The sequence below is a fragment of the Microcoleus sp. Pol7_A1 genome, assembly GCF_036701085.1.
Classification (GTDB): Bacteria; Cyanobacteriota; Cyanobacteriia; order Cyanobacteriales; family Microcoleaceae; genus Microcoleus; species Microcoleus asticus.
On sequence record NZ_JAUBQD010000001.1, the window covers coordinates 288,172 to 310,701 of the forward strand.

General features: G+C 46.4%; 26 protein-coding genes and 3 rRNA genes. 15 read left to right on the top strand and 14 right to left on the bottom strand.

From position 1 onward, the window contains the following. The first annotated feature begins 3 nt into the window (after window positions 1-3). Window positions 4-489 carry an AAA family ATPase gene (locus QUA20_RS01330; protein WP_333184597.1) on the top strand — a complete coding sequence of 162 codons (486 nt, stop codon included), beginning with the start codon at window positions 4-6 and terminating at the stop codon, window positions 487-489. Next, the gene (locus QUA20_RS01335; RefSeq protein WP_333184599.1) at window positions 470-1,225 is read left to right on the top strand and encodes a tRNA(His) guanylyltransferase Thg1 family protein; all 756 of its coding nucleotides are present in this window, start codon (window positions 470-472) and stop codon (window positions 1,223-1,225) included. Before QUA20_RS01330 ends, QUA20_RS01335 begins: the two co-directional genes overlap by 20 nt. Window positions 1,226-1,433: 208 nt before the next feature. On the opposite strand, the gene QUA20_RS01340 is transcribed toward QUA20_RS01335, so the two are convergent. From QUA20_RS01340 to hslO, 3 genes are all read right to left on the bottom strand, one after another. Next, window positions 1,434-1,844, bottom strand: a complete 411-nt coding sequence (locus QUA20_RS01340) for an ester cyclase (RefSeq protein ID WP_333184601.1) — start codon at window positions 1,842-1,844, stop codon at window positions 1,434-1,436. 137 nt (window positions 1,845-1,981) lie between these two features. Next, the gene (locus tag QUA20_RS01345) at window positions 1,982-4,045 is read right to left on the bottom strand and encodes a hypothetical protein (protein WP_333184603.1); all 2,064 of its coding nucleotides are present in this window, start codon (window positions 4,043-4,045) and stop codon (window positions 1,982-1,984) included. A gap of 246 nt (window positions 4,046-4,291) precedes the next feature. Next, the gene (gene hslO / locus QUA20_RS01350; protein WP_333184605.1) at window positions 4,292-5,191 is read right to left on the bottom strand and encodes an Hsp33 family molecular chaperone HslO; all 900 of its coding nucleotides are present in this window, start codon (window positions 5,189-5,191) and stop codon (window positions 4,292-4,294) included. 395 nt (window positions 5,192-5,586) lie between these two features. On the opposite strand from hslO, the gene QUA20_RS01355 reads away from it, so the two are divergent. After that, a complete protein-coding gene (locus QUA20_RS01355; protein ID WP_333184607.1) occupies window positions 5,587-6,240 on the top strand; it encodes a Crp/Fnr family transcriptional regulator in 654 nt (217 codons plus the stop codon). An 18-nt stretch (window positions 6,241-6,258) separates the two neighbouring features. Here the strand turns inward: QUA20_RS01355 and QUA20_RS01360 are convergent, their stop codons facing one another. The 4 genes from QUA20_RS01360 to QUA20_RS31905 form a co-directional block, all read right to left on the bottom strand. Then, window positions 6,259-8,862, bottom strand: coding sequence for a CHAT domain-containing protein (locus QUA20_RS01360; RefSeq protein WP_333184609.1), 2,604 nt, complete (start codon window positions 8,860-8,862; stop codon window positions 6,259-6,261). Between the two features lie 41 nt (window positions 8,863-8,903). Beyond that, window positions 8,904-9,236, bottom strand: coding sequence for a hypothetical protein (locus QUA20_RS31900; RefSeq protein ID WP_445304631.1), 333 nt, complete (start codon window positions 9,234-9,236; stop codon window positions 8,904-8,906). 442 nt (window positions 9,237-9,678) lie between these two features. Then, window positions 9,679-10,899 carry an FtsW/RodA/SpoVE family cell cycle protein gene (locus QUA20_RS01370; protein WP_333184611.1) on the bottom strand — a complete coding sequence of 407 codons (1,221 nt, stop codon included), beginning with the start codon at window positions 10,897-10,899 and terminating at the stop codon, window positions 9,679-9,681. A gap of 364 nt (window positions 10,900-11,263) precedes the next feature. After that, window positions 11,264-11,542, bottom strand: coding sequence for a transposase (locus tag QUA20_RS31905; protein WP_445304632.1), 279 nt, complete (start codon window positions 11,540-11,542; stop codon window positions 11,264-11,266). A 232-nt stretch (window positions 11,543-11,774) separates the two neighbouring features. On the opposite strand from QUA20_RS31905, the gene QUA20_RS01375 reads away from it, so the two are divergent. The 7 genes from QUA20_RS01375 (at window position 11,775) to QUA20_RS01405 (ending at window position 13,933) form a co-directional block, all read left to right on the top strand. Continuing rightward, entirely contained in the window at window positions 11,775-11,921 is a 147-nt protein-coding gene (locus QUA20_RS01375; RefSeq protein WP_333184613.1) for a hypothetical protein, read from the top strand. Between the two features lie 196 nt (window positions 11,922-12,117). Next, window positions 12,118-12,234, top strand: a 5S ribosomal RNA gene (gene rrf / locus QUA20_RS01380). Between the two features lie 372 nt (window positions 12,235-12,606). Next, a complete protein-coding gene (locus QUA20_RS01385; protein WP_333184615.1) occupies window positions 12,607-12,756 on the top strand; it encodes a hypothetical protein in 150 nt (49 codons plus the stop codon). Next, complete coding sequence (locus QUA20_RS01390) at window positions 12,734-12,919, top strand: hypothetical protein (RefSeq protein ID WP_333184617.1); 186 nt, start codon at window positions 12,734-12,736, stop codon at window positions 12,917-12,919. Before QUA20_RS01385 ends, QUA20_RS01390 begins: the two co-directional genes overlap by 23 nt. A 33-nt stretch (window positions 12,920-12,952) precedes the next feature. After that, window positions 12,953-13,069, top strand: a 5S ribosomal RNA gene (gene rrf / locus QUA20_RS01395). Between the two features lie 194 nt (window positions 13,070-13,263). After that, window positions 13,264-13,482: a DUF2283 domain-containing protein gene (locus QUA20_RS01400; RefSeq protein ID WP_333184619.1), complete on the top strand. Its 219-nt coding sequence runs from the start codon at window positions 13,264-13,266 to the stop codon at window positions 13,480-13,482. A gap of 52 nt (window positions 13,483-13,534) precedes the next feature. Further along, window positions 13,535-13,933 (top strand): transcriptional regulator, encoded by a 399-nt coding sequence (locus QUA20_RS01405; RefSeq protein ID WP_333184621.1) that lies wholly within the window; start codon window positions 13,535-13,537, stop codon window positions 13,931-13,933. Between the two features lie 10 nt (window positions 13,934-13,943). Here the strand turns inward: QUA20_RS01405 and QUA20_RS01410 are convergent, their stop codons facing one another. Further along, complete coding sequence (locus QUA20_RS01410; protein ID WP_333184623.1) at window positions 13,944-14,171, bottom strand: hypothetical protein; 228 nt, start codon at window positions 14,169-14,171, stop codon at window positions 13,944-13,946. A gap of 57 nt (window positions 14,172-14,228) precedes the next feature. Here QUA20_RS01410 and rrf (QUA20_RS01415) point away from each other — a divergent pair. After that, a 5S ribosomal RNA gene (rrf, locus tag QUA20_RS01415) occupies window positions 14,229-14,348 on the top strand. 309 nt (window positions 14,349-14,657) lie between these two features. Here the strand turns inward: rrf (QUA20_RS01415) and QUA20_RS01420 are convergent. The 3 genes from QUA20_RS01420 to QUA20_RS01430 all read right to left on the bottom strand — a co-directional run bounded on the left by QUA20_RS01420 (window position 14,658) and on the right by QUA20_RS01430 (window position 16,365). Beyond that, on the bottom strand, window positions 14,658-15,899 hold the full coding sequence (locus tag QUA20_RS01420; protein ID WP_333184625.1) for a hypothetical protein: 1,242 nt from the start codon (window positions 15,897-15,899) through the stop codon (window positions 14,658-14,660). Window positions 15,900-15,996: 97 nt separating this feature from the next. Beyond that, window positions 15,997-16,164, bottom strand: a complete 168-nt coding sequence (locus QUA20_RS01425; RefSeq protein ID WP_445242703.1) for a DUF2281 domain-containing protein — start codon at window positions 16,162-16,164, stop codon at window positions 15,997-15,999. Window positions 16,165-16,188: 24 nt separating this feature from the next. Next, window positions 16,189-16,365 carry a hypothetical protein gene (locus tag QUA20_RS01430; protein WP_333184627.1) on the bottom strand — a complete coding sequence of 59 codons (177 nt, stop codon included), beginning with the start codon at window positions 16,363-16,365 and terminating at the stop codon, window positions 16,189-16,191. A gap of 77 nt (window positions 16,366-16,442) precedes the next feature. On the opposite strand from QUA20_RS01430, the gene nadC reads away from it, so the two are divergent. After that, a complete protein-coding gene (gene nadC / locus QUA20_RS01435) occupies window positions 16,443-17,306 on the top strand; it encodes a carboxylating nicotinate-nucleotide diphosphorylase (protein WP_333184628.1) in 864 nt (287 codons plus the stop codon). A gap of 200 nt (window positions 17,307-17,506) precedes the next feature. On the opposite strand, the gene QUA20_RS01440 is transcribed toward nadC, so the two are convergent. The 3 genes from QUA20_RS01440 to QUA20_RS01450 all read right to left on the bottom strand — a co-directional run bounded on the left by QUA20_RS01440 (window position 17,507) and on the right by QUA20_RS01450 (window position 20,410). Next, window positions 17,507-18,541, bottom strand: a complete 1,035-nt coding sequence (locus QUA20_RS01440) for a C39 family peptidase (RefSeq protein WP_333184630.1) — start codon at window positions 18,539-18,541, stop codon at window positions 17,507-17,509. Window positions 18,542-18,891: 350 nt separating this feature from the next. Continuing rightward, window positions 18,892-20,220 (bottom strand): pitrilysin family protein, encoded by a 1,329-nt coding sequence (locus QUA20_RS01445; RefSeq protein ID WP_333184632.1) that lies wholly within the window; start codon window positions 20,218-20,220, stop codon window positions 18,892-18,894. Between the two features lie 55 nt (window positions 20,221-20,275). Beyond that, window positions 20,276-20,410, bottom strand: a complete 135-nt coding sequence (locus QUA20_RS01450) for a hypothetical protein (protein WP_333184634.1) — start codon at window positions 20,408-20,410, stop codon at window positions 20,276-20,278. 106 nt (window positions 20,411-20,516) lie between these two features. Between QUA20_RS01450 and QUA20_RS01455 the strand changes: the two genes are divergently transcribed. Genes QUA20_RS01455 through QUA20_RS01465 form a run of 3 tightly spaced genes read left to right on the top strand, consistent with a single transcriptional unit; the run spans window position 20,517 to window position 22,512 of the window. After that, a complete protein-coding gene (locus QUA20_RS01455; protein ID WP_333184637.1) occupies window positions 20,517-20,912 on the top strand; it encodes a RusA family crossover junction endodeoxyribonuclease in 396 nt (131 codons plus the stop codon). Beyond that, a complete protein-coding gene (locus tag QUA20_RS01460; protein WP_333184640.1) occupies window positions 20,909-21,580 on the top strand; it encodes a hypothetical protein in 672 nt (223 codons plus the stop codon). The genes QUA20_RS01455 and QUA20_RS01460 overlap by 4 nt, the downstream gene beginning before the upstream one ends. Before the next feature lie 44 nt (window positions 21,581-21,624). Next, on the top strand, window positions 21,625-22,512 hold the full coding sequence (locus QUA20_RS01465) for an ABC transporter permease (protein ID WP_333184643.1): 888 nt from the start codon (window positions 21,625-21,627) through the stop codon (window positions 22,510-22,512). Window positions 22,513-22,530: the final 18 nt, after the last annotated feature.

Here is a 22,530-nt window from a genome sequence, read left to right on the forward strand (position 1 = left end):
GCTGTGGAATTAGTCATTTTAATGGGATTGCAAGCATCGGGAAAAAGCACATTTTTCCGCGACTATTTAGCTGCCACGCACGTTTGGGTCAGCAAAGATTTAATGCGAAACAATAGAAATAAATCGCGCCGACAAATTCAATTAATTGAAAATGCACTGCAAGCAGGTCATTCAGTCGCAGTTGACAACACCAATCCCGAAGTTCTCGATCGCAAGTCGCTGATTGATATCGGTCGCACCTATAATGCCCAAATCATCGGTTACTACTTTGAATCAATAGTCAGCGACTGTTTAGCTCGAAATCACAAGCGATCGGGCAAATCTCAAGTTCCAGACATAGCAATTTATGCTACTCTAAAAAAAATGGTATTGCCCAGTTACGCCGAAGGGTTTGAACGGCTGTTTTCCGCCCGCATAGCAGAAAACTTTACCTTTGAAGTAAAAACCTGGCCCGCAGAGGAAGTTATTCATGGACAATCAGACATTTGAAAAAAAAATGCGCGAGCTTGAATATTTTCACAGCCTGCGTTTATTGCCGGGAACTCACACAGTAATTCGCGCCGACGGTCGCAGTTTTTCCAAATTTACTTCCTCAAGTTTTGATAAGCCTTTCGACTTAAAATTCCACGAATTAATGGTGGAAACTGCCAAAACACTCCTATCAGAACTAGACGGCATTTACGCTTATACCGAAAGTGACGAAATCTCAGTTTTGTTTCCTCCAGATTGGGATTTATTTGACCGCAGCTTAGAAAAAATTGTCTCTATTTCTGCCAGTATTGCCAGTGCAACTTTCACTCGCGCCGCCCAAACAGCAGTCAATTTTGACAGCCGCATTTGTTCCGCAGCCAACAAATCGCAAGTAGTAGATTATTTTCTATGGCGCCAAGCAGATGCAGCGCGCTGCGCTTTGAATGGCTGGAGTTATTGGATGCTGCGAAAAAATGGCGAAACGGGTGAAAATGCAGCAGTTATATTAGAGAAACAATCAGTGGCTTTCAAAAATGAATTGCTGTTTCAAAACGGAATTAACTTTAACGAACTGCCGACTTGGCAGCGCCGGGGAACGGGATTGTATTGGGAAAAATACGATAAACCAGGTTATAACCCGATCGAACGCAAAGAAGTTGTGGCAGTGCGGCGGCGACTCAAAGTCGATGAAGAGCTGCCCGTGAAAGAGGAATACAAAGAATTTATTTACCAATTTTTAAATGTTGGCGATTAACTATTAAGGATATCTTGTCAAATCCGGTGGCAATTGATGAATTCTTAGCCGGTTTTAACCGAATGCAAGCTGTGAGATGGGGGTTTAAACCCCCCGCCCAATGTTGAGCAAGCGAGTTAGCCTATTTTCGGTAGTATCTAGCTGCAAAGCAGGTTTTAGTCAGCAAAGACTTGATGCGAAATAATTGTACAGTTGCACAACTGGAAGCTTATGATATCGGTAACCCAATCTGCATGAACCAAGTGTGCTTGTCTATGTAACCGCGTTGAAAATGGATTTTGCCACCAACAACATGAAAGAAGCCACAGCCTTGCAGCGTAAAACTTTTGCCAGTTGGTAGGTTGCCACCAAACTCACCTAGAAATGTGCCGCCACCACTCCACTCGACGATCGCCCACTCGCCATCCTCAAACAGATTCTCAACGTGCGTGTAATTGTCTGGAAAAGCTTGGAAGAAGCTAACAAAACTCTCAAGCAATGCCTCGCGCCCGTTTAGAGGATCGCCAAAGGCAACTTGATGGTTCTCTGCATCGTCGTGATAAAGCTCGATCAGGGCGTGAGGGTCACGAGCATTATAAGCAGAAACCCAGTCTTGGATCACTTGCTTGGGCGTTTTCATTTTTGGTTCCCTAATACAGATAACTAAAGATATTATTTAGCAGCTTCTCACCCTCAAATTTACCGACTCGGAGGGCTGCTCGGAGGCGTTGGCGTCCCTGAAGATTTTGAAGCTATTCGTTTTGGTAGCCCTCAAATTTACCGACTCGGAGGGCTGCTCGGAGGCTCGGTTTCCGGGGGTTCGGGAGGGGGAGATTCAGCATCCGGAGGATTCAGCGACTCCTCCCAAACTTCGATTTGCGATCGAGCTTGCTCAAAAGCCCGAGTGCCCGAGGGAATTTTCTTCAAAGTCGCGATCGCCCCAGCCAGGTCCGACGACGACTGTTCCACACCAAGCGCCAAAATCCGCTGGCTCCACTCATCAATCGCCTCACTCGCCTGCCACCGGAGCGAACTCGACTCTGGCACCTCAAGGGCCAGCGCAATAGCCGTTTGCAGAGCCTCCGCAGTCCCCGCTCGGGCGGCCTGACGGGCGTTCTGCAAACCTTGCTCGCCCTGAAATTGAGCCTCCCAAGTCCGAATGTTCGATCGAGCTTCCTCATAAAGCACCCGTCCCGATCGAATCCGGCGGGCCATTTCAATTGCCCCCGCCAAATTGCCGCCCGCAGCTAGCTGCTGAGCTCTATCCAAAAACGGCTGGTCAACAAGTCGCTGTCTCCTCTCGATCCAAGCTTGAATTTTGGTTTGAGCTTCCACGTAAAGCGCCCTACCTCTAGCGATCCGAGAAGCTTGAGCAACGGCCGCTTCCAGAGCATTCGGATCGCCCGTACTCGCCAAATCGTTCGCCCTTTGCAAATACGGACTGTCTTCAAGCAGCTCGATTTGACGGCTCAAGCTGCTAATTTGACTGCGAGCTTCCTCAGAGCGGGGATTTGATTGCGGGACTGTTTGCAATTGCGCGATCGCAGCCCTCAAATCCTTGACCCCTCCCGGCGCCGCCAGCCTGCTTGCCAAATCCAAAACTTTCACATCAGCCATTTCTTCCTGCCAGCGACCGACTAAATCTTGAGCTTGTTTGTACAAAGGGCGGCCCGAATTCAAATTTTGAGCAATCTCGATCGCCTTTGAGAAACCCTCAACAGAGCCAGTCGAAGCCTGAGCAGTAGCATTCGCCAACTGGTTAAAATCCTCAACTTGTCCCCTTAAATTTGCAGCGTCGGGAATCTTGCTAGCGATCGCGGTCGCCTGCTGCCAATCGCCTGCCTGCAAGCGTTTTTGGGCGATCTCCATAATTTTCTTGCTAAATTCCGCGATCGCCTTATTGGCAGCTTGATACAAATAACTGTTTTCACCAATTCCCTGAGCCAGCTTAATCGCCGTCACCAGATTGTCGAGACCTCCCTCCGAGGCTGTATTCCGGGCTTTTACCAACTTATTGCCCTCAGCCCGAGTCGTCTGAATTAGCTGAGTCAATTCCTCGTACTTAGCTGATTCCCAGAAAGTATTTCCCAAATCCAAAAGCAAAGTAGCTTGGCGGAAAGCCGGCGCCCACTCTTCCTTACGCAAGTGGTCTTGGGCTGTGCCGTAAATTTTCTCTGCATCGCTCCATATCGACTGCCACTTTTCAATCTGCTTTTCCACCGTCGGGTAAGCGGGAACGTCTTTAGGAACCTTGCGAGCGATCGCAATCGCCTCCTCCAGCTTTCCTTCTTGGAAACTAACATTTCCCAACGTGACAATATCCTCTGACCACCGATCGATTTGACCGTTAATTCTCGGCCGCAGCGGATGGTCTTGTGGCAAAGCATTCACTAATTCGATCGCTAACAGCAAATCATCCGCCGTCCGCTTGCTTGCTGCTTCTTGAGCGCAAAAAAAGCGATCGTTAGCAGAAGCCGTCGGCCAAAAAATCTTTGAGCAATTCGACTGCGAGGTCAGGTTGAGCAAAGACGCAAGTGCCACAAATCCCATACCCACCGACACGATCGAACTCACAGCCAGCCAAAACTGCCACTTATTCGACCACCTCCGCCACAACTGATTTGGTCCCCCCAGCGGCTGCGAGTTTTCCCCAGACAAATTCGGCGGTAGTTCCAAATGCCCTCCCGGCAGTTTTCCCGAAGTAATCAACTCTCGGAGCTCTTTAAGTCGTTCAGCCCGGTTTTTCCTTGCTGGTACCCGCACCAGCGACGAAGAATCCTTTGTTGACTCCAAGGATTCTGATGCAGACCAACGGCCTGGTGTTTTGCGCTCTTGACTCATATCCTCACCACAAACAACAACCAGCCTGTCTTAATTATTTCAAAACAGCGATCGCTGCTATTGACTGCTCTATAGAATGTATTCATCACTTTTCAATACTCCTGCAGGCGAAAGACTACAAGAGGCGATCGCCAAACCGCAAAAATCAAAATTTTGTGATTAGGTAATTGATAAGGGGTAATTGGCAATTGGTCAAGGCCTTTATCCCTAACTCGCACTCATGATTGCCAATTACCAATTATTATCTCAAGAACCGGAGTTCGATCGCAAATCGCCAATCAGTTCCGCAAGCTGATCGCTGCTAGCTTGGTAAACCTCGTTGCAGAAATGGCACGTAGCCTCAGCCCCGCCATCTTTTTCAATCATGTCTTGCAGTTCCGCTTCGCCCAACATTTTCAAAGCTCCCAAAACTCGATCGAACGAACAGCCACAGTGAAAGCGCACCATTTGAGTTTCCGGGAAAATTTCCAGGCCCATATCTCCCAATAACTCTTCAAGAATCTCGTGCAGCGTTTTGCCCGATCGCAGCAGCGGCGTAAAGCCCGACAGTGCAGCAACTCTAGATTCTAAAGTTTGCACGAGGTTTTCGTCCGTTGCCGCCTTCGGCAGAACCTGCAACAGCACACCCCCAGACGCTTGTACCCCGTCCGCCCCCACAAACACCCCCAAAACCAGAGCCGAAGGCGTCTGCTCCGAGGTTGCCAAATAGTGAGTCAGATCGTCGCCTATTTCGCCGGAAACCAATTCTACCGTACTTGAGTAAGGGAAGCCGTATCCAACGTCCCGCACCACGTACAAATAACCGTCACCTATTGCCCCGCCGACATCGAGTTTGCCTTTAGCATTCGGCGGCAATTCTACTCCGGGATTGTCCACATAACCTCGAACCGTTCCATCCAGTCCCGCATCAATCAGAAGTCCGCCCAGCGGCCCATCTCCTTTGATGCGAATATTGACTCTCGATTCGGGTCGCTTCATGCTGGAGGCGAGTAACAGCCCCGCCGACATCGTGCGGCCGAGGGCGGCTGTAGCCACGTAGGAGAGCTTGTGCCGCCGTCTTGCTTCTTCGGTGAGGCGGGTGGAAATGACGCCTACAGCGCGAATTCCGCCCTCTGCGGCTGTAGCGCGAATTAATTGATCGGCCATGAAAAACCTTACTTTGTCTTTTGATACCTTCTTGAACTATTTTAGAAGTTCTTGAAAATTGTGGCAGCAGATAGCAGCAGTTGACTCCGCAGGCCTGGAAGTGCGATCGAACTTCAGAACTCGCCTCTGTTTTCTATTTAACCTCGATCGACTGACTATTTCTTAACTAATATTCTGCGGACTTTTTTAATTTAAATATTTATTTAATCTGCCCCGAATAACGAGTGCAATTTTTTACACAAGCCAGCTTTTCCTCAGTCATTTTATAACAACTAACAACTACCGACTAAAGCTTATCTTGCCGCTAACCAGACGATTACCAAACCTTTACCTTTGTCGGCTAGAGTGAGCAATGTAGGTTTCAGACCAATGTTTTTTAGCTGGAAATAAGGGATATGCCACCAACATCCAAAGCACTATTAGCGGAAATCCAGCATAACACAGGAGCGAGTCGAAACTTGCATTTTTATGCCAAGGGGGAAACCATTCCTATGATGTCGCACGGTCTTTGGCGAGTCTGTCAAGGTCTAGCACAATTGAGTACGCTTTATCCAACTGGAGAAGAAGGACTTTTGGGTTGGGTTGGGCCTTCGATGTGCTTCGGTTTGTGGTTGACAAACTTGCAGACTTACCGAGCTGCGGCGACATCAGATGTTTATTTGATGTGGTATTCTATGGTGGAAATCGAAGCTTCTCCTCAATTGTCTCACGAGTTGCTGCCTCAAATGGTACGGCGGCTGCGGCAAATGGAAGCAATTTTAGCGATCGCCGGACAGCGGCGAGTAGATGACCGTTTGTATCAGCTACTGCTATTATTGCAACAGGAATTCGGTCAGCCTGTGGTTGAGGGAACTCGTTTGAATATCCGCTTGACACATCAAGATATTGCTAATGCGATTTGCACGACGCGGGTAACAGTAACTCGAATGCTGGGAAAATTGCAGCAGCAAGGGTTAATCAGTCGAGATGGCGATCGGCATTTAATACTTAACAAAGATGTTTTTGCCGCATCGTCTGATTTGTTTGGCTGCAACCCTCAAGCAGTGTAGCAAGCGCAGAAAAAAATCTTATTCTGCTTCGCCAATCAGCGTAAACGCCCCCCAATCTTGAGGATTTGGGTGCATCTTCATTGTCATCAGCATTGCTTGCCGCAAAGCGTGAGCTTTATTCGGGTTTTGCTGTAACTGGCGATAGAATCCTGCCATTAATTCCGCTGTAGAATCATCTGGTACTGACCACAGAGAAACCAGAATACTAGGAACTCCAGCACTAATTAAAGCACGAGATAACCCAACCACGCCATCGCCTGTGAGTTTTCCTCTGCCAGTATTGCAAGCACTTAATACCACTAATTCAGCATTTAATTTTAAATCCAAAATTTCGCTCGAAGTCAGCAATCCGTCATCATTTCCTGATGGAGCTAGGGCGATCGCTCCCGGTAAATCTCGGCTCTTCACTTCATTGAGTAATCCGTGAGTTGCCAGATGAATAATCCGGGCTTTTAGCATCTGTTGAGTAATCGATGCTTTAGTCGCTTGAGAGCCTGTAATCGGTTTAGTATTCAGAAGTTGGGCAATTGTAATTGCTTCCCGTTCGCTGCCCGGTAAGGGATCTAATTGGCGGGGCGGGGTGCCTATTTTGGGCATAATTGGATTGCCGACGACGAGGTTATTTTGGAGAGAAAGTTGTCGGTTTTTTTGCCGTGATTGGCGGGTGAACTGCAAAATTTGAATGGCGGGAGCAGTGAGGATGGTATGTTTTTCAATCAAATATTGACCTGTCGGATCTTGTAAGGCGACAAAGGGAACTAAAAACAGGGATTGATGGGGAATGAAGATGATAGGAGCATTCGGGTCAGTAGGTAAAAGATCGGCAATGGGTTGAATGAGTAGTTGATAACTTTGCTGTAATTTGGGGTAGAGTATCCGAGAATTAGCAGTGGTAGAAGCAGGGGAATTAGCTGTTTGTGTATTGGCAGTGTCCCCCAATACACCGAGAGCATCGCGAGTGCCGCGAATCATCTCAGCTAAGGCGGTATCTTGCTCGTTTAATCCTCTCCTCCCGGTAGCAGCAGATACTCTTGTCTCTTCGCTGGCTTCGGGTAGATTGATGTCGAGAGATTTCAGGTCAACGGAGCGAAAGGTAATTTCACCAGTCGGCTTGATGACCCAAATATAGAGGGCTTCATTCCTAATAATGGAATACTCGACGAGGGTAGCGTTTTGCTCTTTAGCGATTTGTTGAATTTGCTGGATATTGGGGGGGTTGATAGTAGTTGGGACAGATGCAGAGGGGGCTTGGCGAGATGCCAATAACTCCACAAAAGCTCGGGCCCTACCCCGTTCGGCAATTTCTAAAGCGTCATTAGTTTTTTTCTGAGCAATGAAGACTTCTTGTAAAGTGAGGTAGGGGTTAGTTTGAGTTTCAAAGATTGACACTTTATTGGCATCGCCTAATCCAGCACGGAGAGATTCCGAAACTTTAATACTATCAAGTAGGGTTTTCTCTGCTGCTGGGAGATTGCCAGATTTGGAGAGAGCGAATCCTAGATTGTTGAGAGCCGTCTCCTCGCTTTGGCGGTCTTTAATTTCTCGGGCGATCGCCAACCACTGCTGAGCGTAGTCGATCGCTTTGGCGTAGTCGCCGAGGGAAAGGTAAGCAATTCCCAGACTTCCGAGAGCTTTCCCCTCGCTTTCGCGGTCTTTAATTTCTCGCGCGATCGCCAACGACTGCTGTTGGTAGTCGATCGCTTTGGCGTAGTCGCCGAGGGAAAAGTAAGCAATTCCCAGAATTCCCAGAGCAGCCCCCTCGCTTTGGCGGTCTTTAATTTCTCGGGCGATCGCCAACTGCTGCTGAGCGTACTCGATGACTTTGGCGTAGTCGCCGAGGGAAAAGTAAGCAAGTCCCAAATTTCCCAGAGCCCCCCCCTCGCTTCGGCGGTCTTTAATTTCTCGGGCGATCGCCAACCACTGCTGAGCGTACTCGATGGCTTTGGCGTAGTCGCCGAGGTTGCGGTAAGCATTTCCCAGATTTCCCAGAGCTGTCCCCTCGCTGTAGCGGTCTTTAATTTCTCGGGCGATCGCCAACTGCTGCTGAGCGTACTCGATGGCTTTGGCGTAGTCGCCGAGGTTACGGTAAGCATTTCCCAGATTTCCCAGAGCTGTCCCCTCACTTTCGCGGTCTTTAATTTCTCGGGCGATCGCCAACGACTGCTGAGCGTAGTCGATCGCTTTGGCGTAGTCGCCGAGGGAATCGTAAGCAATTCCCAGACTTCCCAGAGCTGTCCCCTCGCTTTCGCGGTCTTTAATTTCTCGGGCGATCGCCAACGAATGCTGAGCGTAGTCGATCGCTTTGGCGTAGTCGCCGAGGGAATCGTAAGCAATTCCCAGACTTCCCCGAGCCCACCCTTCGCCTTGGCGGTCTTTAATTTCTAGATAAATTATTAGTGCCTGTTGCCAAGACTGCAATGCAGCTTGAAATTGACTAATATCATAATGCTGAATCCCTTCCTTTAACAGTCGGTCTGCTTCGGCTTGCTGAGCTTGGGTTTGAGCCAAGGCCTGAGAATTGATGATTTTAAATTGAGAATTAGGGATAAACCGAAACTCGCCTACAGTCAGCCCCGCTAAGATTGAGATCAGTGCCGACAATCCAATTTTTTGCAGTTTCATAACTTTTGACAGGCCTCTGGTTTGAGCATCCGCTTGACACATCAAGATATTGCTAATGCGATTTGCTGCACGACGCGGTTCGGTTGACGGTTGACTGTTGACGGTTGACTGTTGACTGCAAGATAGCGACCTCTAACTGGAAGGAAGAGGATTGGACTAATAAATAGTCTTCTTTTAATTTCTGCCGATCGAGCTTGGGGCTTTAAACCAATTCTTTCTGGTAACAGTAACGCGAATGCTGGGAAAATTGCAGCAGCAAGGGTTAATCGTTCGAGCTCGCCTTCTCGGCATTTAATTCTTAACAAAGGTGTTTTTGCGTCCGCCTCCGATTTGTTTGGCTGCAACCCTCCAGCAGTATAGCAAGCGACAGCCATTTGCATCTACATAATGCTGTCTAATATTAAAGCCCAAATCGAATTGTCTGTCTTGATTTTCCTCCCCCTATCTACAGCAATACATTTGTAGCCAGAAAAGATATCATGAAGCGGTGCATCTATTTAGGAAAAAACTCCATGGCTAACTCAACTCCAGAAACACCGCAACCAGACAAAAAAGAATTAGCTAACATCAAAGCTAAACCTCAAGAACAACAAGAAGAACCGCCAAATAAGGGTGACGGGCGGAAATAGTCGATCGACATTGATCTGTGACGATATAAATCTCGAATTGCCTTAAGATCGCCGACTTCTTTTTTTCTCAAAATCAGTGTTCTTCCCTACAATACCGGTTCCTATAAATTGGTATTCTGCCAGTAGTTTTTAGGTAATAAACAAACCCGATTTTTGCCAAAAACCGGGTTTGTTTGCTATTGACAAATTATTCGGTTTGTGCAGTGCCGTTGTTCGATCGCAACTTCGGCTTTCCAGACTTTCCACGGAGGCCGTTTAAAGAAACCACATCAGCCTCAGAACTCTCCCTAGCCACCCGAATCAGCAACCCCGACAACAACAAACTCGCCAACATCGAAGAACCCCCGTAACTAAAAAACGGCAGCGGCAAACCCGTAGTCGGCAAAACCCCCGTCGCCACCCCAATATTCAGCAGCGACTGTCCCACCATCACCACCATCACCCCAATCGCCACTAACTGAGACTCAATATTTCGAGCCTTCATCGCTACCCTCAAAGCCACAGTAGAGTAAGCCGCTAACATCAGCAACAGCGAGAAACCTCCCACCAAACCAAACTCCTCAGCAAACACAGCAAAAATAAAATCGCTGTACTGAATCGGCAAATAAAATAACTTTTGCTGCGACATCCCCAAACCCACACCCCAAATGCCCCCAGAACCGACAGCCAGAAGACTTTGAATCAACTGATAGCCGTCTTGCATCGGATCGGCCCAAGGATTGAGGAAAGACATAATCCGGCGGCGCTGGTATTCCCTAAAACTAATACTTAAAACCGCCAACAGCATTCCCCCGATTGCCGTTGCGCCCAACTGCAAGTAAGGCAAGCCAGCCGCTAAAGCCACCAACCACAAAGTCATGCCGCACAAAGCCGTGGTGCTCAAATTCGGCTGCAACAAAATTCCCAACAGCATTGCACCGAAAATTAACAGCCAAGTTAAGCGAACTTTATTTGTCAACCGGGGCCAGTTGCCGAAAATGCGGGCGCTTTGGAGAACAAAAAACGGCTTGATCAACTCAGAAGGTTGAATAATCGGAACCGGGCCCAGAGATATCCAGCGAGTCGCCCCGTTGATAGTGGTTCCCACTCCCGGAACTAAGGTCAACCAGAGCAATCCCAGCAGCAACAGGACGCCTAACTGAGCTGTTTTCAGCAGGTAGCGCAGGGGGGAGTACACCATCAAGTTAAAACCTGCCAGCCCGATCGCCACTGCGATTAGCTGTCGTTTAAAATAATAAAGGCCGTCTCCAAATTCATAATTTGCGATCGGATAGGAAGCCGAAAACAATGCTGTCAGCCCTACAAACAGCCACAGAAAAGTCAGCCACCTCAGCCAGCGGGCCTCAGCGGCCCATTGAGACGCGCTGGGGTCAAAAAATGGAATGAAGCGTCGAATGTCATTAGCCATTAGTCATGAGTTTAAAAATTACACCCATCAACCCGGTTTCTAAGCAAAATATTGGGTTAGCAACGAGAAATTGACGAAGAAACCGGGTTGATGACTAAAAGTGCATAAGTCTTATAGTTATTAGGTAAAATCATAACAAACAAAAAAGGTAACTGCTCACCAGAACTGCGTTGCGGTGAGCAGTTACATAAATTGATGTCATGTCCAGTCGATTAACCATGATTAAACTTTTGCCTCCGGCCACCAACAGAAATGAGCCAAACCACGCTCGCGAGCTGTTTGAGATTTAACTGTTTTCGACACCGCTAAAATAAAACTGCTTCTCATTCATCTTGCGTTTTTAAAACAGTGATTAGCTATCGGTTCATTTGTCTGCAGGCCACAGTCTTTCGGCAGGTTGCAGTTCGGGTGAATGTGAAGGCAGATAATATAAATATATCCCCAAGGGGATTTTCACGCTTTCACTCAAATGCCATCGATCTCCATCCATTACTAAAATGACTCTTTTTTTCGGCCCTACTTTCCAATGTCGAGCTCTCATCTGCTCAAACTCGCTCGAAAAGCTGGCTATTGACAAAGGATAGTATCCACTCTTTTGGTTTCTCCGGTACTCGGATGTACAAAACCATATAACCACAACCATTGAAACCGCCAGTTAACAACAGCCGTATATACTCAGATGAGGCGCGATCGTAATTCGTTTTGGCTTTCTTTATTTGATGGGGGTGGTGTTCCTGCGGATTATATCATGGTCGATCGACCGGACATGATATAAGATGCGAGTTTTGTAGAAATCTCAATATTCTGGGCCAGCCGATTTTGGGTCATCGAACTTGATGCTAGGAAAGGAAAACTTTTTTAGGAATTTGGTAATTGTGTCTTTGCGGCATGAGAGGCAAAATGCGGCAGAAGCCGAAAGGGCGATCGAACAATTAACACTTAAGCAGGTTGTGGCGCGGTTTGTGAAGGACGGGAAGATTCCCACAGAACAGGATGTCGATGCCGCTTTTTTGGACTTGTAAGTTAAAGGTCGATCGGCAACACTGGCAAATAATACGTCAAACTCGGCTATTGGGGGCGGTTTCGGGCGCTCGAAAAAAAGTTTTGACTTTGGGGTTGACAGACCAAGGAAAACTTGATAAGGTAATTAAGTCGAGGAAAAGAGATGCAGCGCATCAAACTTAACGCAGACACAGGATTAAAAGTTTTCAAAGCTTTCCTGGTGCTTATGATGTAATGGAACCACTCCGATCCATCCCGAACTCGGTTGTTAAACGTTGCTATGGCGAAGATACTCGGCGGGTCACTGCCCGGTAAAATAGCTCAGTGCCAGGTTAATAATAAATTAAAGCTCTTTTCCCGCAACAACGGAAAAGGGCTTTAGTTTTTTGGTGAATTATTACTCATCTACACAAAAGCAAGTTTTGGGTCGGCAGGATGCCTAACCCCTACTCCCCAAAAGAATTGTTGGAGATTTCTAACGTGCGAGTTTTGTAGAAATCTCAATATTCTGGGCCAGCAGCAGATTTTGGGTCATCGAACTTGATGCTAGGAAAGGAAAAGTTTTTTACGAATTTGGTAATTGCGTCTTTGCGGCCTTTGAGGCAAATTGCGACAGAAGCCGAAAGGCGATCGAACAATTAACACTTAAGCAGGTTGTGGCGCGGTTTGTGAAGGACGGGAAGTTTCGCACAGAACAGGGTGTCGATGCGGCTTTTTTGGACTTGTGAGTTAAAGGTCGATCGGCAACACTGGCAAATAATACGTCTAACACTTAAGCAGGTTGTGGCGCGGTTTGTGAAGGACGGGAAGATTCGCACAGAACAGGGTGTCGATGCGGCTTTTTTGGATTTGTGAGTTAAAGGTCGATCGGCAACACTGGCAAATAATACGTCAAACTCGGCTATTTGGGGCGGTTTCGGGCGAGCGAAAAAAAGTTTTGACTTTGGGGTTGACAGACCAAGAAAAACTTGATAAGGTAATTAAGTCGAGCAAAAGAGATGCAGCGCATCAAACTTAACGCAGACACAGGATTAAAAGTTTTCAAAGCTTTCCTGGTGCTTATGATGTAATGGAACCACTCCGATCCATCCCGAACTCGGTTGTTAAACGTTGCTATGGCGAAGATACTCGGCGGGTCACTGCCCGGTAAAATAGCTCAGTGCCAGGTTAATAATAAATTAAAGCTCTTTTCCCGCAACAACGGAAAAGGGCTTTAGTTTTTGGGGCGAGTTAGTAGTCATTATCTTTAGGGTTCGGCGGTTGAAACCGCGCAGCAACACACAAACGAAGCTCGGCGGTTGAAACCGCTACTACACAAACGAAGTCCGCCTCCGCGGACTGAAGAATAAGAGGTAAAAATTTATGAAGATTAGTTATGATTCCGAAATTGATGCTCTCTACATTAGACTTGTAGAAGGCAAGCATCAGTGTCGCACTTTAAAGTTAACTGACGAAATTGCTTTAAATATTGGGGAAAATGAGTTATTGGTAGGGATAGAAGTTTTAGATGCTACACAGGTTTTAGGTAGTGGAAATGTACCTAATGTAGTGCTAGAAAATATAGCTTTTACTGTAGCTTAAATAGGGAAAGCAATCCCTACCTGTGCAAATCTAAGTAAGGATGAGTGGAAAAATGATCCGTACTTTTGATGCAAAATCTTATACAGATTTACTTGTTCGGTATCAACCAAAACCGATCGCAAATGAAGCAGAAAACGAGGCCGCGCTCGCTCTCGCTTGCGAACTGGAACACCGCCCGATGCGATCGCTGGAGGAAGAGCTATTTCTGGAGCTTTTGATAACGCTGATTGATAAATTTGAATCTGAAAATTATCCGATTCCTGCAGGAAATGCTGCTTCAATGTTGCAACATTTAATGGATGCGAGAAATTTGGACAAATCTGATTTGATTTCTGTTTTGGGAACGGAAACAGAGGTTGATAAAGTTTTTGTTAGCGGAAGGGCGATCGAAATAGATGAAGCCAGGAAGTTAGCCGATTTTTTCCACGTGGATATTAGTTTGTTTCTCTAATTGTGATCGGCTACTTGTTGAGTAGGAATTGCTGATATTCGCTCTCCGGCTGATTAGTCATTAGTTTTAAGCTATCGACCTCCTGGAACCATTTTGCCCAAGCTTTAGCAATATCGTCTGGGAGTTTAGGCTCAGCTATTCTATTTTGGTGCTTGTGCATCACAAAGTCGAGGAAGTCGCTGACTTCTGGCAAGAATGATTCTGGAAGTGGCTGCAATAAGGGCGATCGTAATATCACGAATACTCATCATCATTGCCCAGGGCAGTCGTTTTTATTTTAATACAATAATAACAACATCGTGCTTATGATCTAATGGTGGAACCACTCCGATCCATCCCGAACTCGGTTGTTAAACGTTGCTATGGCGAAGATACTCGGCAGGTCACTGCCCGGTAAAATAGCTCAGTGCCAGGTTAATAATAAATTAAAGCTCTTTTCCCGCAACAACGGAAAAGGGCTTTAGTTTTTTGGGGGAGTTATTAGTCATTCTCTTTATGGCTTGGCGGTTGAAACCGCTACTAAACAAATGAAGTCCGCCTCCGCGGACTAAAGAATAAAGAATGATTGGCAGGATAAGTTCTACTCTCTCAAGAAAGTAGTACCGATTGTTGCCGAGACCGATACTGAGTTAGTCGCGATTACAGTGTATACTTTTTATTTTTAGCGACTTGTTAGGGCGACGAATGACTGTTAGTGGCATGGATATAATGACTGATAGCTCAATTAATAGAGGTCCCAGTTGATAATTTTCCATTCACTGTTTGGTGTGCCTCTAATTTCGGGTTCTCCTTTGAAATTCTCATTTATCAAGAGAAACTCAAATGATTTAGTTACCTCTTGTCCGTACTCTTCAAACACTAGGTAGGTTAGAATGATTGACATACCCGCTGCACGATCATGTATTGAGGTGAACTCGGAGGACTTTAAAGTTTTAGATTCAAATATTTTACGAATACTTCTTGGTGATTCTTTAACGGGTGGCCCCAACTTAACCGATAAACACCTAGCCATATAGCCGTAGTTTTTCGCTTTCCACAACATCAAATATTCAGCAAGCCGCTTCTCAGGAGTTCCATCAAGGAATTGGTCTGGGTCACCAGTTTTAGGAAGCTCAACAATATCTCTAGGTCTCCACTGCTCCAATTTTTCTATGCTTACTTTATTTTGAAGTTGTTGTTGTATAATTTCATTGGATGTTTTCTCAGGTTCCTCTGGTAGAGCCTCAATCAGTCCCTTTTCCGCCTTTAATGCCCAATCATGGGTGGCAAACAAAGCCGCCCAGGTTTTTGCTGCGACCATTTTGTTGTCGTAGCCAAGATCCATACCGTGCATGATTCCGTTGCGATATGGAATATCTATTCGATCAATTCTAGTCGTTTTTCGACTTGTTTGAAAGAGAGTTGTTAATACTTGCAAGCCTCGACTATGAGCCGAAATAGAATCCCATGCTGTGAGATCAACCCCTTCAGCAAAGAAGCCGCGCCGTTTCTCGTATAGTTCATTTACTAAACCATCCAGCAATGCCAGCACGACTGGAACACAGGCATGATAGCGTTCTTCCTCGTAATCGACTAAGGCTTTTTGGGCAAGGGGTATTCGTGGGCGGAAGGCATGAATCTCCTTCATGGCTTGCAACTTCCACCTAACTGTTCCTGCGCTGTAATAGTTCACTAAGTCGGTTTCTGCACCATCTATATCACCTGAGTCCGCTTTTGCGATCGCTGCCTTGGCCACCTCAAGGTTGAGTAAGTCATAAATAATCCAGCCCCGTGAAGCAAATAAGTCATTGAAACGATCTGGAATTTGGGACATCTCTTCTATTTGACGAACAAGGTCATCAACCTTATCTAAGGCATCATCCATTTTTTTTTCATCCACACCCAACAATTTTAGGAAAGGACGGCAGTAAGGCATGATGCGCTTAAATGCAGCCATATCTCTCGCATTTTTGAGAGCTTTAGCCATGCTGGGAATGTCCTTAATCAGAGAGGGATCTATATCCATAAGATGTTAATTATTAATACAAACGTAGGAAAAGCATCAGTATCCAATATAATTTTATTTATGACCTATATTTCTTCATATCCTCAAGCGATTCATCAAAGTCATCAGGCAGCGGTAAAACAAACATTCCTTTCATTGTTCCGGCAACACGACGCTTCTGTGTCGGCTTTTCTTGGGTTGAGTTTTTAGCCTGCTTTTCAATCAAAAACTCAATGTAAGGAAGCACTTCTGTCTGAAGAGACTCAGGGAGTTATGCTAATTTTTCTAAAATGACTGGCTGTATCATGATTTCTTCTCGCGATCGATACCCATCTACTCCATTAAAGCACCAACACCCAAAGTCAGCAACAGAATAACCCCTTATGTAGTGCGATCGCCCCCGCTTCCCAAATCCCGATCGCCACACGAGCACTAAGACTATCATCATTGTGCAACTTGCCTAAAATCGCCCGATCGACTATTCTTCCTAGTAGATATCATCTTGATATAACAACCAACAAAAACATGACAGCAATATTACCGCCTTGGATAGTTTTAGACTCCCTATTGCACAACTGGCTACTAGAAGATATCGGTAGGGGCGATCGCACAACATCGGCCTTATTTCCCGCAAACAGCATCCAGGGTACTGCTAAATGGATTGTCAAAGAAGCTGGAGTCATTGCGGGATTGCCAATTGCCGATCGCACATTTAAACTTTTAGACAGCAGCCTCAGTTTCATCCCCCAAGTACCCGAAGGGAAACTGTGCGAAAAAGGAGAAGTAATCGCCGAGATTTCCGGCAATTTCGAGGCGCTGCTAACCGGAGAAAGAGTAGCATTAAATTTGGCAATGCGTTTGAGCGGCATCGCTACTTTAACTAAAAAATATGTTGACAAAATTGCCGATTTGCCCGTGCAATTGGTGGATACGCGCAAGACGACGCCGGGATTGAGATTGTTGGAAAAATACGCAACTCAAGTCGGCGGTGCTTGCAATCACCGGATGGGATTAGATGACGCGGTGATGATTAAAGACAATCACATTGCGGCGGCTGGGGGAATTGCAGAGGCGATCGCCCTAATTCGCAATTCTATCCCCTATCCGCTGACAATCGAAGTCGAAACCGAAACTCTGGCTGAAGTAGAAACAGCTTTGCAGCACAAGGCGGATATTATCATGTTAGATAATATGTCCTTTGATTTGATGCGGCAGGCTGTACAAATAATTCGGGAAAAGAGCGATCGGGTAAAAATTGAAGCTTCCGGCAATGTTACTTTAGAAACAATTAGAAGTGTAGCCGAAACCGGAGTTGACTATATTTCTACCAGTGCTCCGATTACGCGATCGACTTGGCTGGATTTGAGTATGAAAATTCAGAGTCATTAGTCCTCAGTCAGCAGTCATTAGTGAGAGAAAATACGGCAAATATCAAATCAAGATTTAATACCCCTTTTACTCTTTAGTCCCCCTCTGCTCGGACTTCGTTTGACTCTTAAGCGATTTCAATCGCTGCATAATTCAAGAGGCTACTTATCTCTTAGCTAATAACTAATGACTAATGACTAATGACTAATGACTAATGACTCTTAACCATTCTTAGAGATAAAATGAACCCAAAAATTCCCGTCAGGTATACAGAGGCTGCGGATTAAGCGATAGGGATAGTGCAAGTAAGCACCGCTGACACTTGTATCGTAGCCACTTCGGAACCACTCGCCATAGGGATCGTGAACGAAGAATCCCTCGCTGTCGTAGCCGGCGGCAACTATAATGTGACCGAAAGATGTGAAGTATCCGTGGATGACAGCGGGATTTCCGCTGGCTAACCAATCTTGAACGTCATCAATAGTTGCATTCTCGGTAAAGAAATCTTGAGCGCCGTAATCTTTAACAATTTTCGCTAAATCGTAGGGGTCCCAGCGACTGTAACCTTGGGCGATCGCATATTCATAGAGTTCGTCTTCATATTGCCCGGTTTTTTGGCGCTGTGGCACCTTCAAAAAGTCCAGACACATCGCTAATGAAGTTACATTGCAAGAACCTGTAGGATTGTTCAAGTTATCCATTTGCGAGAGATAAGGAATGCCAAGCCTGACAGTTGGGGGATTCGGTTTGGGATAAAACAGAACCTCGTCTTGAGTAATTTGAGCGTGTGCTCCGAAAACATACCAAATCCCTGAATCTTTGAAAGACTCGTTGCGGAGAGCAACTCTGATGTGACCGCGAGCCGGAGCAAAAGCCAGGATCTCAAACTCTTTTCCGGCTGGTATTAATTGTTTTTCCGAGTCCTGAAGTTGAGAAGACGCCAGGGGTTTTGATTTAAAAATCGTGTCTCTAAGCGTTTTCAGGAGCAGGGGATGTGTGGGAATGTCCCCTGGTTTGGTTTCGATCAACTTTTTGGCTGTGACTGCTCCCAAAAAACCCGGTTCGCCGCACTTCATCAGAGTTTGAAATCGGTGGAGGGTGGCGGTAGAGAGAGGACCAAATTGGAAGTCTACGGGAGGTTTGAGTAAACCCATGTCAATAAGGCGACTTTGAATTTGGCCGCTGAGTTCGTCGTCAGCAGCGATTGCTTTGGCATCGTACCTAATTTTTGAGTTTAGAAAGTTTTGTAATTTCATTCTTGTCTGCCCGCGTCAATCGATTTTAGATTTTCGATTTTAGATTTTCGATTTTAGAATTACGACGGCATATAAATCCGGTGGCCCCAGACCCAATTGCTTGATTGTCAATAATTCCCAGTCGATCCTCTCATAAAATTACGGTAATTTTACAGATCGTCCCTACCTTAAAGGGTTCATATTAATTATTTGATACAAAACCTTCAAGGCGAGAGCCGATCGAATTTCAGGCACTATTGACTAAAAATCCCTGGTCCCCGTTGGCATTCTTTCTGCGGAATGCCGAATGCCGTTGGATGCCTCAAAAGCAGAGGGAGGGCAGAATTCCCCTGTTGAGGCGATCGTCCGATTTATGTTTCGTCCGGGCGAATTACCACAACACCCATTGCGTCGGGAGACAGATATTTGACGGCCGCTTCTCGGAGATCCTCGGCAGTCTGAGCTTGGATGCAGGCTGCATAGTTGAGGGCGGGAGCGATATCTCCTAACATCGACTGATAGTAACCGTACAAACTTGCTCGATCGCTCGGAGTTTCGTTACCAAAGATAAACCGATTTGCGACTTGAGTGCGGATGCGGGAAATTTCGGCATCTGTCACCAGTTCGGTTTGGAGAGTGCGGATGTGTTGGACGATGGCAGCTTCCACTGCTGCCAAGTTTTCTGTCGGTAGTTGAGCGGAAATTGAGAATACGCCGCCGAGTCGCTGAGTCATGTTGCTGACCGAAATTGACGACACGAGCCCTTTTTCTTCGCGCAAATCATTAACCAAGCGAGTTGTGCGGCCGTGACCCAAGATTGTCGCCAAAACGTCCAGGGCATAAGTTTCGGACATTTCCATGAAACCTGGCACTCGCCACATCACGATCAGTCGCGCTTGCTGAAGGGCAGAGTCTACAAATTCGCGGCGGACTGTTTCTGTAAACGGCGATTCTTGCCCGTAGTTCAGGGTTTGGGGTTCTGGGTGAAAGTTGCCGACATCAGGCAGATTTATTTTGTTGTTTTGTGCTGTACTTTTTGCTGCAAAACTGTCTGCGACAATTTCTATTAGTCGATCGACTGGCAAATTGCCTACAGCTACCGCTGTCATGGCGCCCGGCTGATATCTGCTGCTGTGGAAATCCCGCATTTGTTGGGCTGTCAACTGTTCGATTACCGCAGTCGGGCCGAGTACCGGTCGCTTGTAGGGCAGGACTTCAAACGCTAATTCCATCGATCGCTGATAGGTGCGGCGGCGGGGATTGTCTTCCGATCGTCTAATTTCTTCTAAGACTACCAGCCGTTCTCGATCGAAGGCGTCGTCGGGAATGCTGGCGTTGAGCAACACATCGACTTGCAGGGGAGCTAGTTCGGCAAAATCTTTAGGAGCTGTGGTGATGTAGTAATTAGTGTAATCTTGGCTGGTGGCAGCATTGGTGACAGCGCCGCGCTGCTCGATCGCGCGCTCAAATTCGCCACTGGGAATGCTCGGAGTTCCCTTAAAAATCATGTGTTCTAAAAAGTGAGCCATGCCGTTGATTTCGTCTGGTTCGACGGCTGAGCCTAAATTTAGCCATACGCTGAGGTTAACAGCATCGACCGGCAAGTGTTCGGCTATAACGGTGAGGCCGTTGGGGAAATGGCGGACTGTTGGGGCGTTGAGCGGCGATCGGTGGGAGGTTTTGAGCAGGGTTGATGTCATTGTGCTTTTAAATTTATCTTGTTCTCTATATCTTAAAGGGTCTTTAAGGAAGAGCTCAGTGAGAAGCAGCCGATCGACTGGTAGCTGGTGGCTGCTGGCTGCTGGAGATGACAACTGGCGCGAGGGAAATACAAGATCCGTGAGGGCGATCCTCTTCTCCAAGCTTCGCCAACGGGCGATCGGAAATCACTGCGATCTACAAAACAAAAGTTGATGTGTTAAAAGTTGCAAGTTATAGTCTACTTTGAATTTAGCCTTTAATCCCTTCTTTTCGCATTCAAGTTTCGGAGTTGCCAATGCAATTTGAGTTTCTGATTCCAAAACGCCCTGTATCTTTGCAAACGAGGCAGAGAAGCAAGCTACAGAATTGGCAAGCATTTGTGCGTGCAGAAGCGTCAAAAACTTGGGTAGGAACTCCTTATTCAGGAAATGTTCATTTAGCTTTAGTGTACCTTTATGATGCTGATCCAGTTGACACTGACAATATCATAAAGCCCATACAGGATGCACTAATTGGGTTAGTTTATGAGGATGATTCACTTGTCACAGATGTGGAGTCGCATCGTCGCTCGCTTAGTGACACGTTTGACGTTGCTTTATGTCCGTCATTGTTGCTCCGTGGCATAATATCTGGCAGTGAGTGCGTTTACGTTAGAATAAATTCAGCAAAAGCATTAGAGAGTTATCTATGACCGCTAAATTAATACACGACAAATCAGTATCTAAAATTGCCGAAAAATACCGACAAGCAGGCTATACAGTATTGGTTGACCCTGAACCCGAAGACATCCCTTTCGATTTAGGAACATATCGTCCAAATTTGATTGTAAAAAAGAACGAAGCCGAAGGTTATATAATCGAATTCAACGGTTCTGGCAGGCAAATATCTATAGATAGGTTGAAAGAAATTGCTGAAATAGTTTCTGAAAATACAGGCTGGCGTTTCTTATTAATTACTGAAGAAGATGCTTTACTGAAAGACAACGCCAAGGAAGTAAATCTATTATCTTGGGAACAGATTTTTAGTAGAATAACACAAAGTGAACGTCTGATCTCATTAGAAGAAAATGAAGGCGCGTTTTTATCACTTTGGGGAATACTTGAAGCACTTTTGCGTAGACGAGCTGAGGAGGTTACTATTCCAATTGAAAGATTTCCCACTGTATCTCTCATCAAACATATGTATTCGCAAGGAGAACTTTCAATAGAAGAGTACGATCGAGCAATGCTACTTTTAAGCGTAAGAAACCGATTTATTCATGGATTTGAAGCGCCCGAAGTCAATGAGTCTGTATCTGAATTGCTCGCCCTTGTCAATGAATTAATAAGTTTATGGGCACCACAGTTATCTCAGTCCTGAAAGGTTTGGCAATAAGTCCTGAGTTTTTTTGGTGACAGCAAAAGATGGAAAATCTAAAATTGAATAAAAACTTAGTATTTCCACAACAAGCTTTTCAACGATTTTGGCGATCGACTTCGGGGAAAATCGGCTTAATTTTGACTGTAGCGCTGACGATCTGGGCACTGTTGGCCCCCCTACTTTCTCCTTACGATCCGGCGGTCGATCGAGATTATTTGTTGCGCTTAGTGGCTCCTAGCGCTAAACATTGGTTTGGAACCGACGGTTTGGGGCGAGATTTGTTAGTGCGGGTGTGGCACGGATTGGGGATATCTTTACTTGTTAGCCTGGTTTCTGTGGGTGCGGGTTTAATTGTGGGAGCGCTTTTGGGGCTGGTGGCCGGGTATTTTCGGGGGTGGGCAGAGATGGCGATCGGCACTTTGGCGGATATTTTGCTAGCTTTTCCTTCGATTTTACTGGCGATCGGCGTTGTTACCGTCACCGGGCCGAGCCTGCAAAGCGTAATTATCGCCGTCAGCGTCGTGCAAATTCCGATTTACATCCGTTTAACTCGCAGTATGGTGCTGTCTCTGCGGGAACAAGAATTTGTTTTGGCTGTCAAGGCCTTGGGCGCCAGCGACTTGCGGATTATTTTTCGCCACATTTTGCCGGGAAGTCTGGCGCCTCTAGTTGTACAAGCAACTCTTTCGACTGGTACGGCGACACTAGAAGCTGCCGGTTTGGGTTTTTTGGGTTTGGGCGCACAGCCACCCCTTCCTGAGTTGGGGACGATGCTTTCTGATGCTTTTAAGGGCGGATACGCTCTTTCTTCTCCTTGGACTATTTTGTTTCCCGGTTTGCTGATTACCTTGACTGTTCTGGGTTTCAACCTTTTGGGCGACGGCCTGCGAGACGTTTTAGACCCCAGATCCAATGCTGCGGCAAGGAAATAGCAATATTCAGAAGTTACG

Excerpts from the sequence above, each read along its gene's own strand:
- QUA20_RS01455 (WP_333184637.1), top strand. The coding sequence starts at position 20,517 with ATGCAATTTGAGTTTCTGATTCCAAAACGCCCTGTATCTTTGCAAACG.
- QUA20_RS01460 (WP_333184640.1), top strand. The coding sequence starts at position 20,909 with ATGACCGCTAAATTAATACACGACAAATCAGTATCTAAAATTGCCGAA.
- nadC (WP_333184628.1), top strand. The coding sequence starts at position 16,443 with ATGACAGCAATATTACCGCCTTGGATAGTTTTAGACTCCCTATTGCAC.
- QUA20_RS01405 (WP_333184621.1), top strand. The coding sequence starts at position 13,535 with ATGATCCGTACTTTTGATGCAAAATCTTATACAGATTTACTTGTTCGG.
- QUA20_RS01385 (WP_333184615.1), top strand. The coding sequence starts at position 12,607 with ATGCGGCTTTTTTGGACTTGTGAGTTAAAGGTCGATCGGCAACACTGG.
- QUA20_RS01335 (WP_333184599.1), top strand. The coding sequence starts at position 470 with ATGGACAATCAGACATTTGAAAAAAAAATGCGCGAGCTTGAATATTTT.
- QUA20_RS31900 (WP_445304631.1), bottom strand. The coding sequence starts at position 9,236 with ATGGCTGTCGCTTGCTATACTGCTGGAGGGTTGCAGCCAAACAAATCG.
- QUA20_RS01345 (WP_333184603.1), bottom strand. The coding sequence starts at position 4,045 with ATGAGTCAAGAGCGCAAAACACCAGGCCGTTGGTCTGCATCAGAATCC.
- QUA20_RS31905 (WP_445304632.1), bottom strand. The coding sequence starts at position 11,542 with ATGGTTGTGGTTATATGGTTTTGTACATCCGAGTACCGGAGAAACCAA.
- QUA20_RS01445 (WP_333184632.1), bottom strand. The coding sequence starts at position 20,220 with ATGACATCAACCCTGCTCAAAACCTCCCACCGATCGCCGCTCAACGCC.
- QUA20_RS01440 (WP_333184630.1), bottom strand. The coding sequence starts at position 18,541 with ATGAAATTACAAAACTTTCTAAACTCAAAAATTAGGTACGATGCCAAA.
- QUA20_RS01355 (WP_333184607.1), top strand. The coding sequence starts at position 5,587 with ATGCCACCAACATCCAAAGCACTATTAGCGGAAATCCAGCATAACACA.
- hslO (WP_333184605.1), bottom strand. The coding sequence starts at position 5,191 with ATGGCCGATCAATTAATTCGCGCTACAGCCGCAGAGGGCGGAATTCGC.
- QUA20_RS01340 (WP_333184601.1), bottom strand. The coding sequence starts at position 1,844 with ATGAAAACGCCCAAGCAAGTGATCCAAGACTGGGTTTCTGCTTATAAT.
- QUA20_RS01430 (WP_333184627.1), bottom strand. The coding sequence starts at position 16,365 with ATGATGATAGTCTTAGTGCTCGTGTGGCGATCGGGATTTGGGAAGCGG.
- QUA20_RS01390 (WP_333184617.1), top strand. The coding sequence starts at position 12,734 with ATGCGGCTTTTTTGGATTTGTGAGTTAAAGGTCGATCGGCAACACTGG.
- QUA20_RS01465 (WP_333184643.1), top strand. The coding sequence starts at position 21,625 with ATGGAAAATCTAAAATTGAATAAAAACTTAGTATTTCCACAACAAGCT.
- QUA20_RS01400 (WP_333184619.1), top strand. The coding sequence starts at position 13,264 with ATGAAGATTAGTTATGATTCCGAAATTGATGCTCTCTACATTAGACTT.
- QUA20_RS01370 (WP_333184611.1), bottom strand. The coding sequence starts at position 10,899 with ATGGCTAATGACATTCGACGCTTCATTCCATTTTTTGACCCCAGCGCG.
- QUA20_RS01360 (WP_333184609.1), bottom strand. The coding sequence starts at position 8,862 with ATGAAACTGCAAAAAATTGGATTGTCGGCACTGATCTCAATCTTAGCG.
- QUA20_RS01420 (WP_333184625.1), bottom strand. The coding sequence starts at position 15,899 with ATGGCTAAAGCTCTCAAAAATGCGAGAGATATGGCTGCATTTAAGCGC.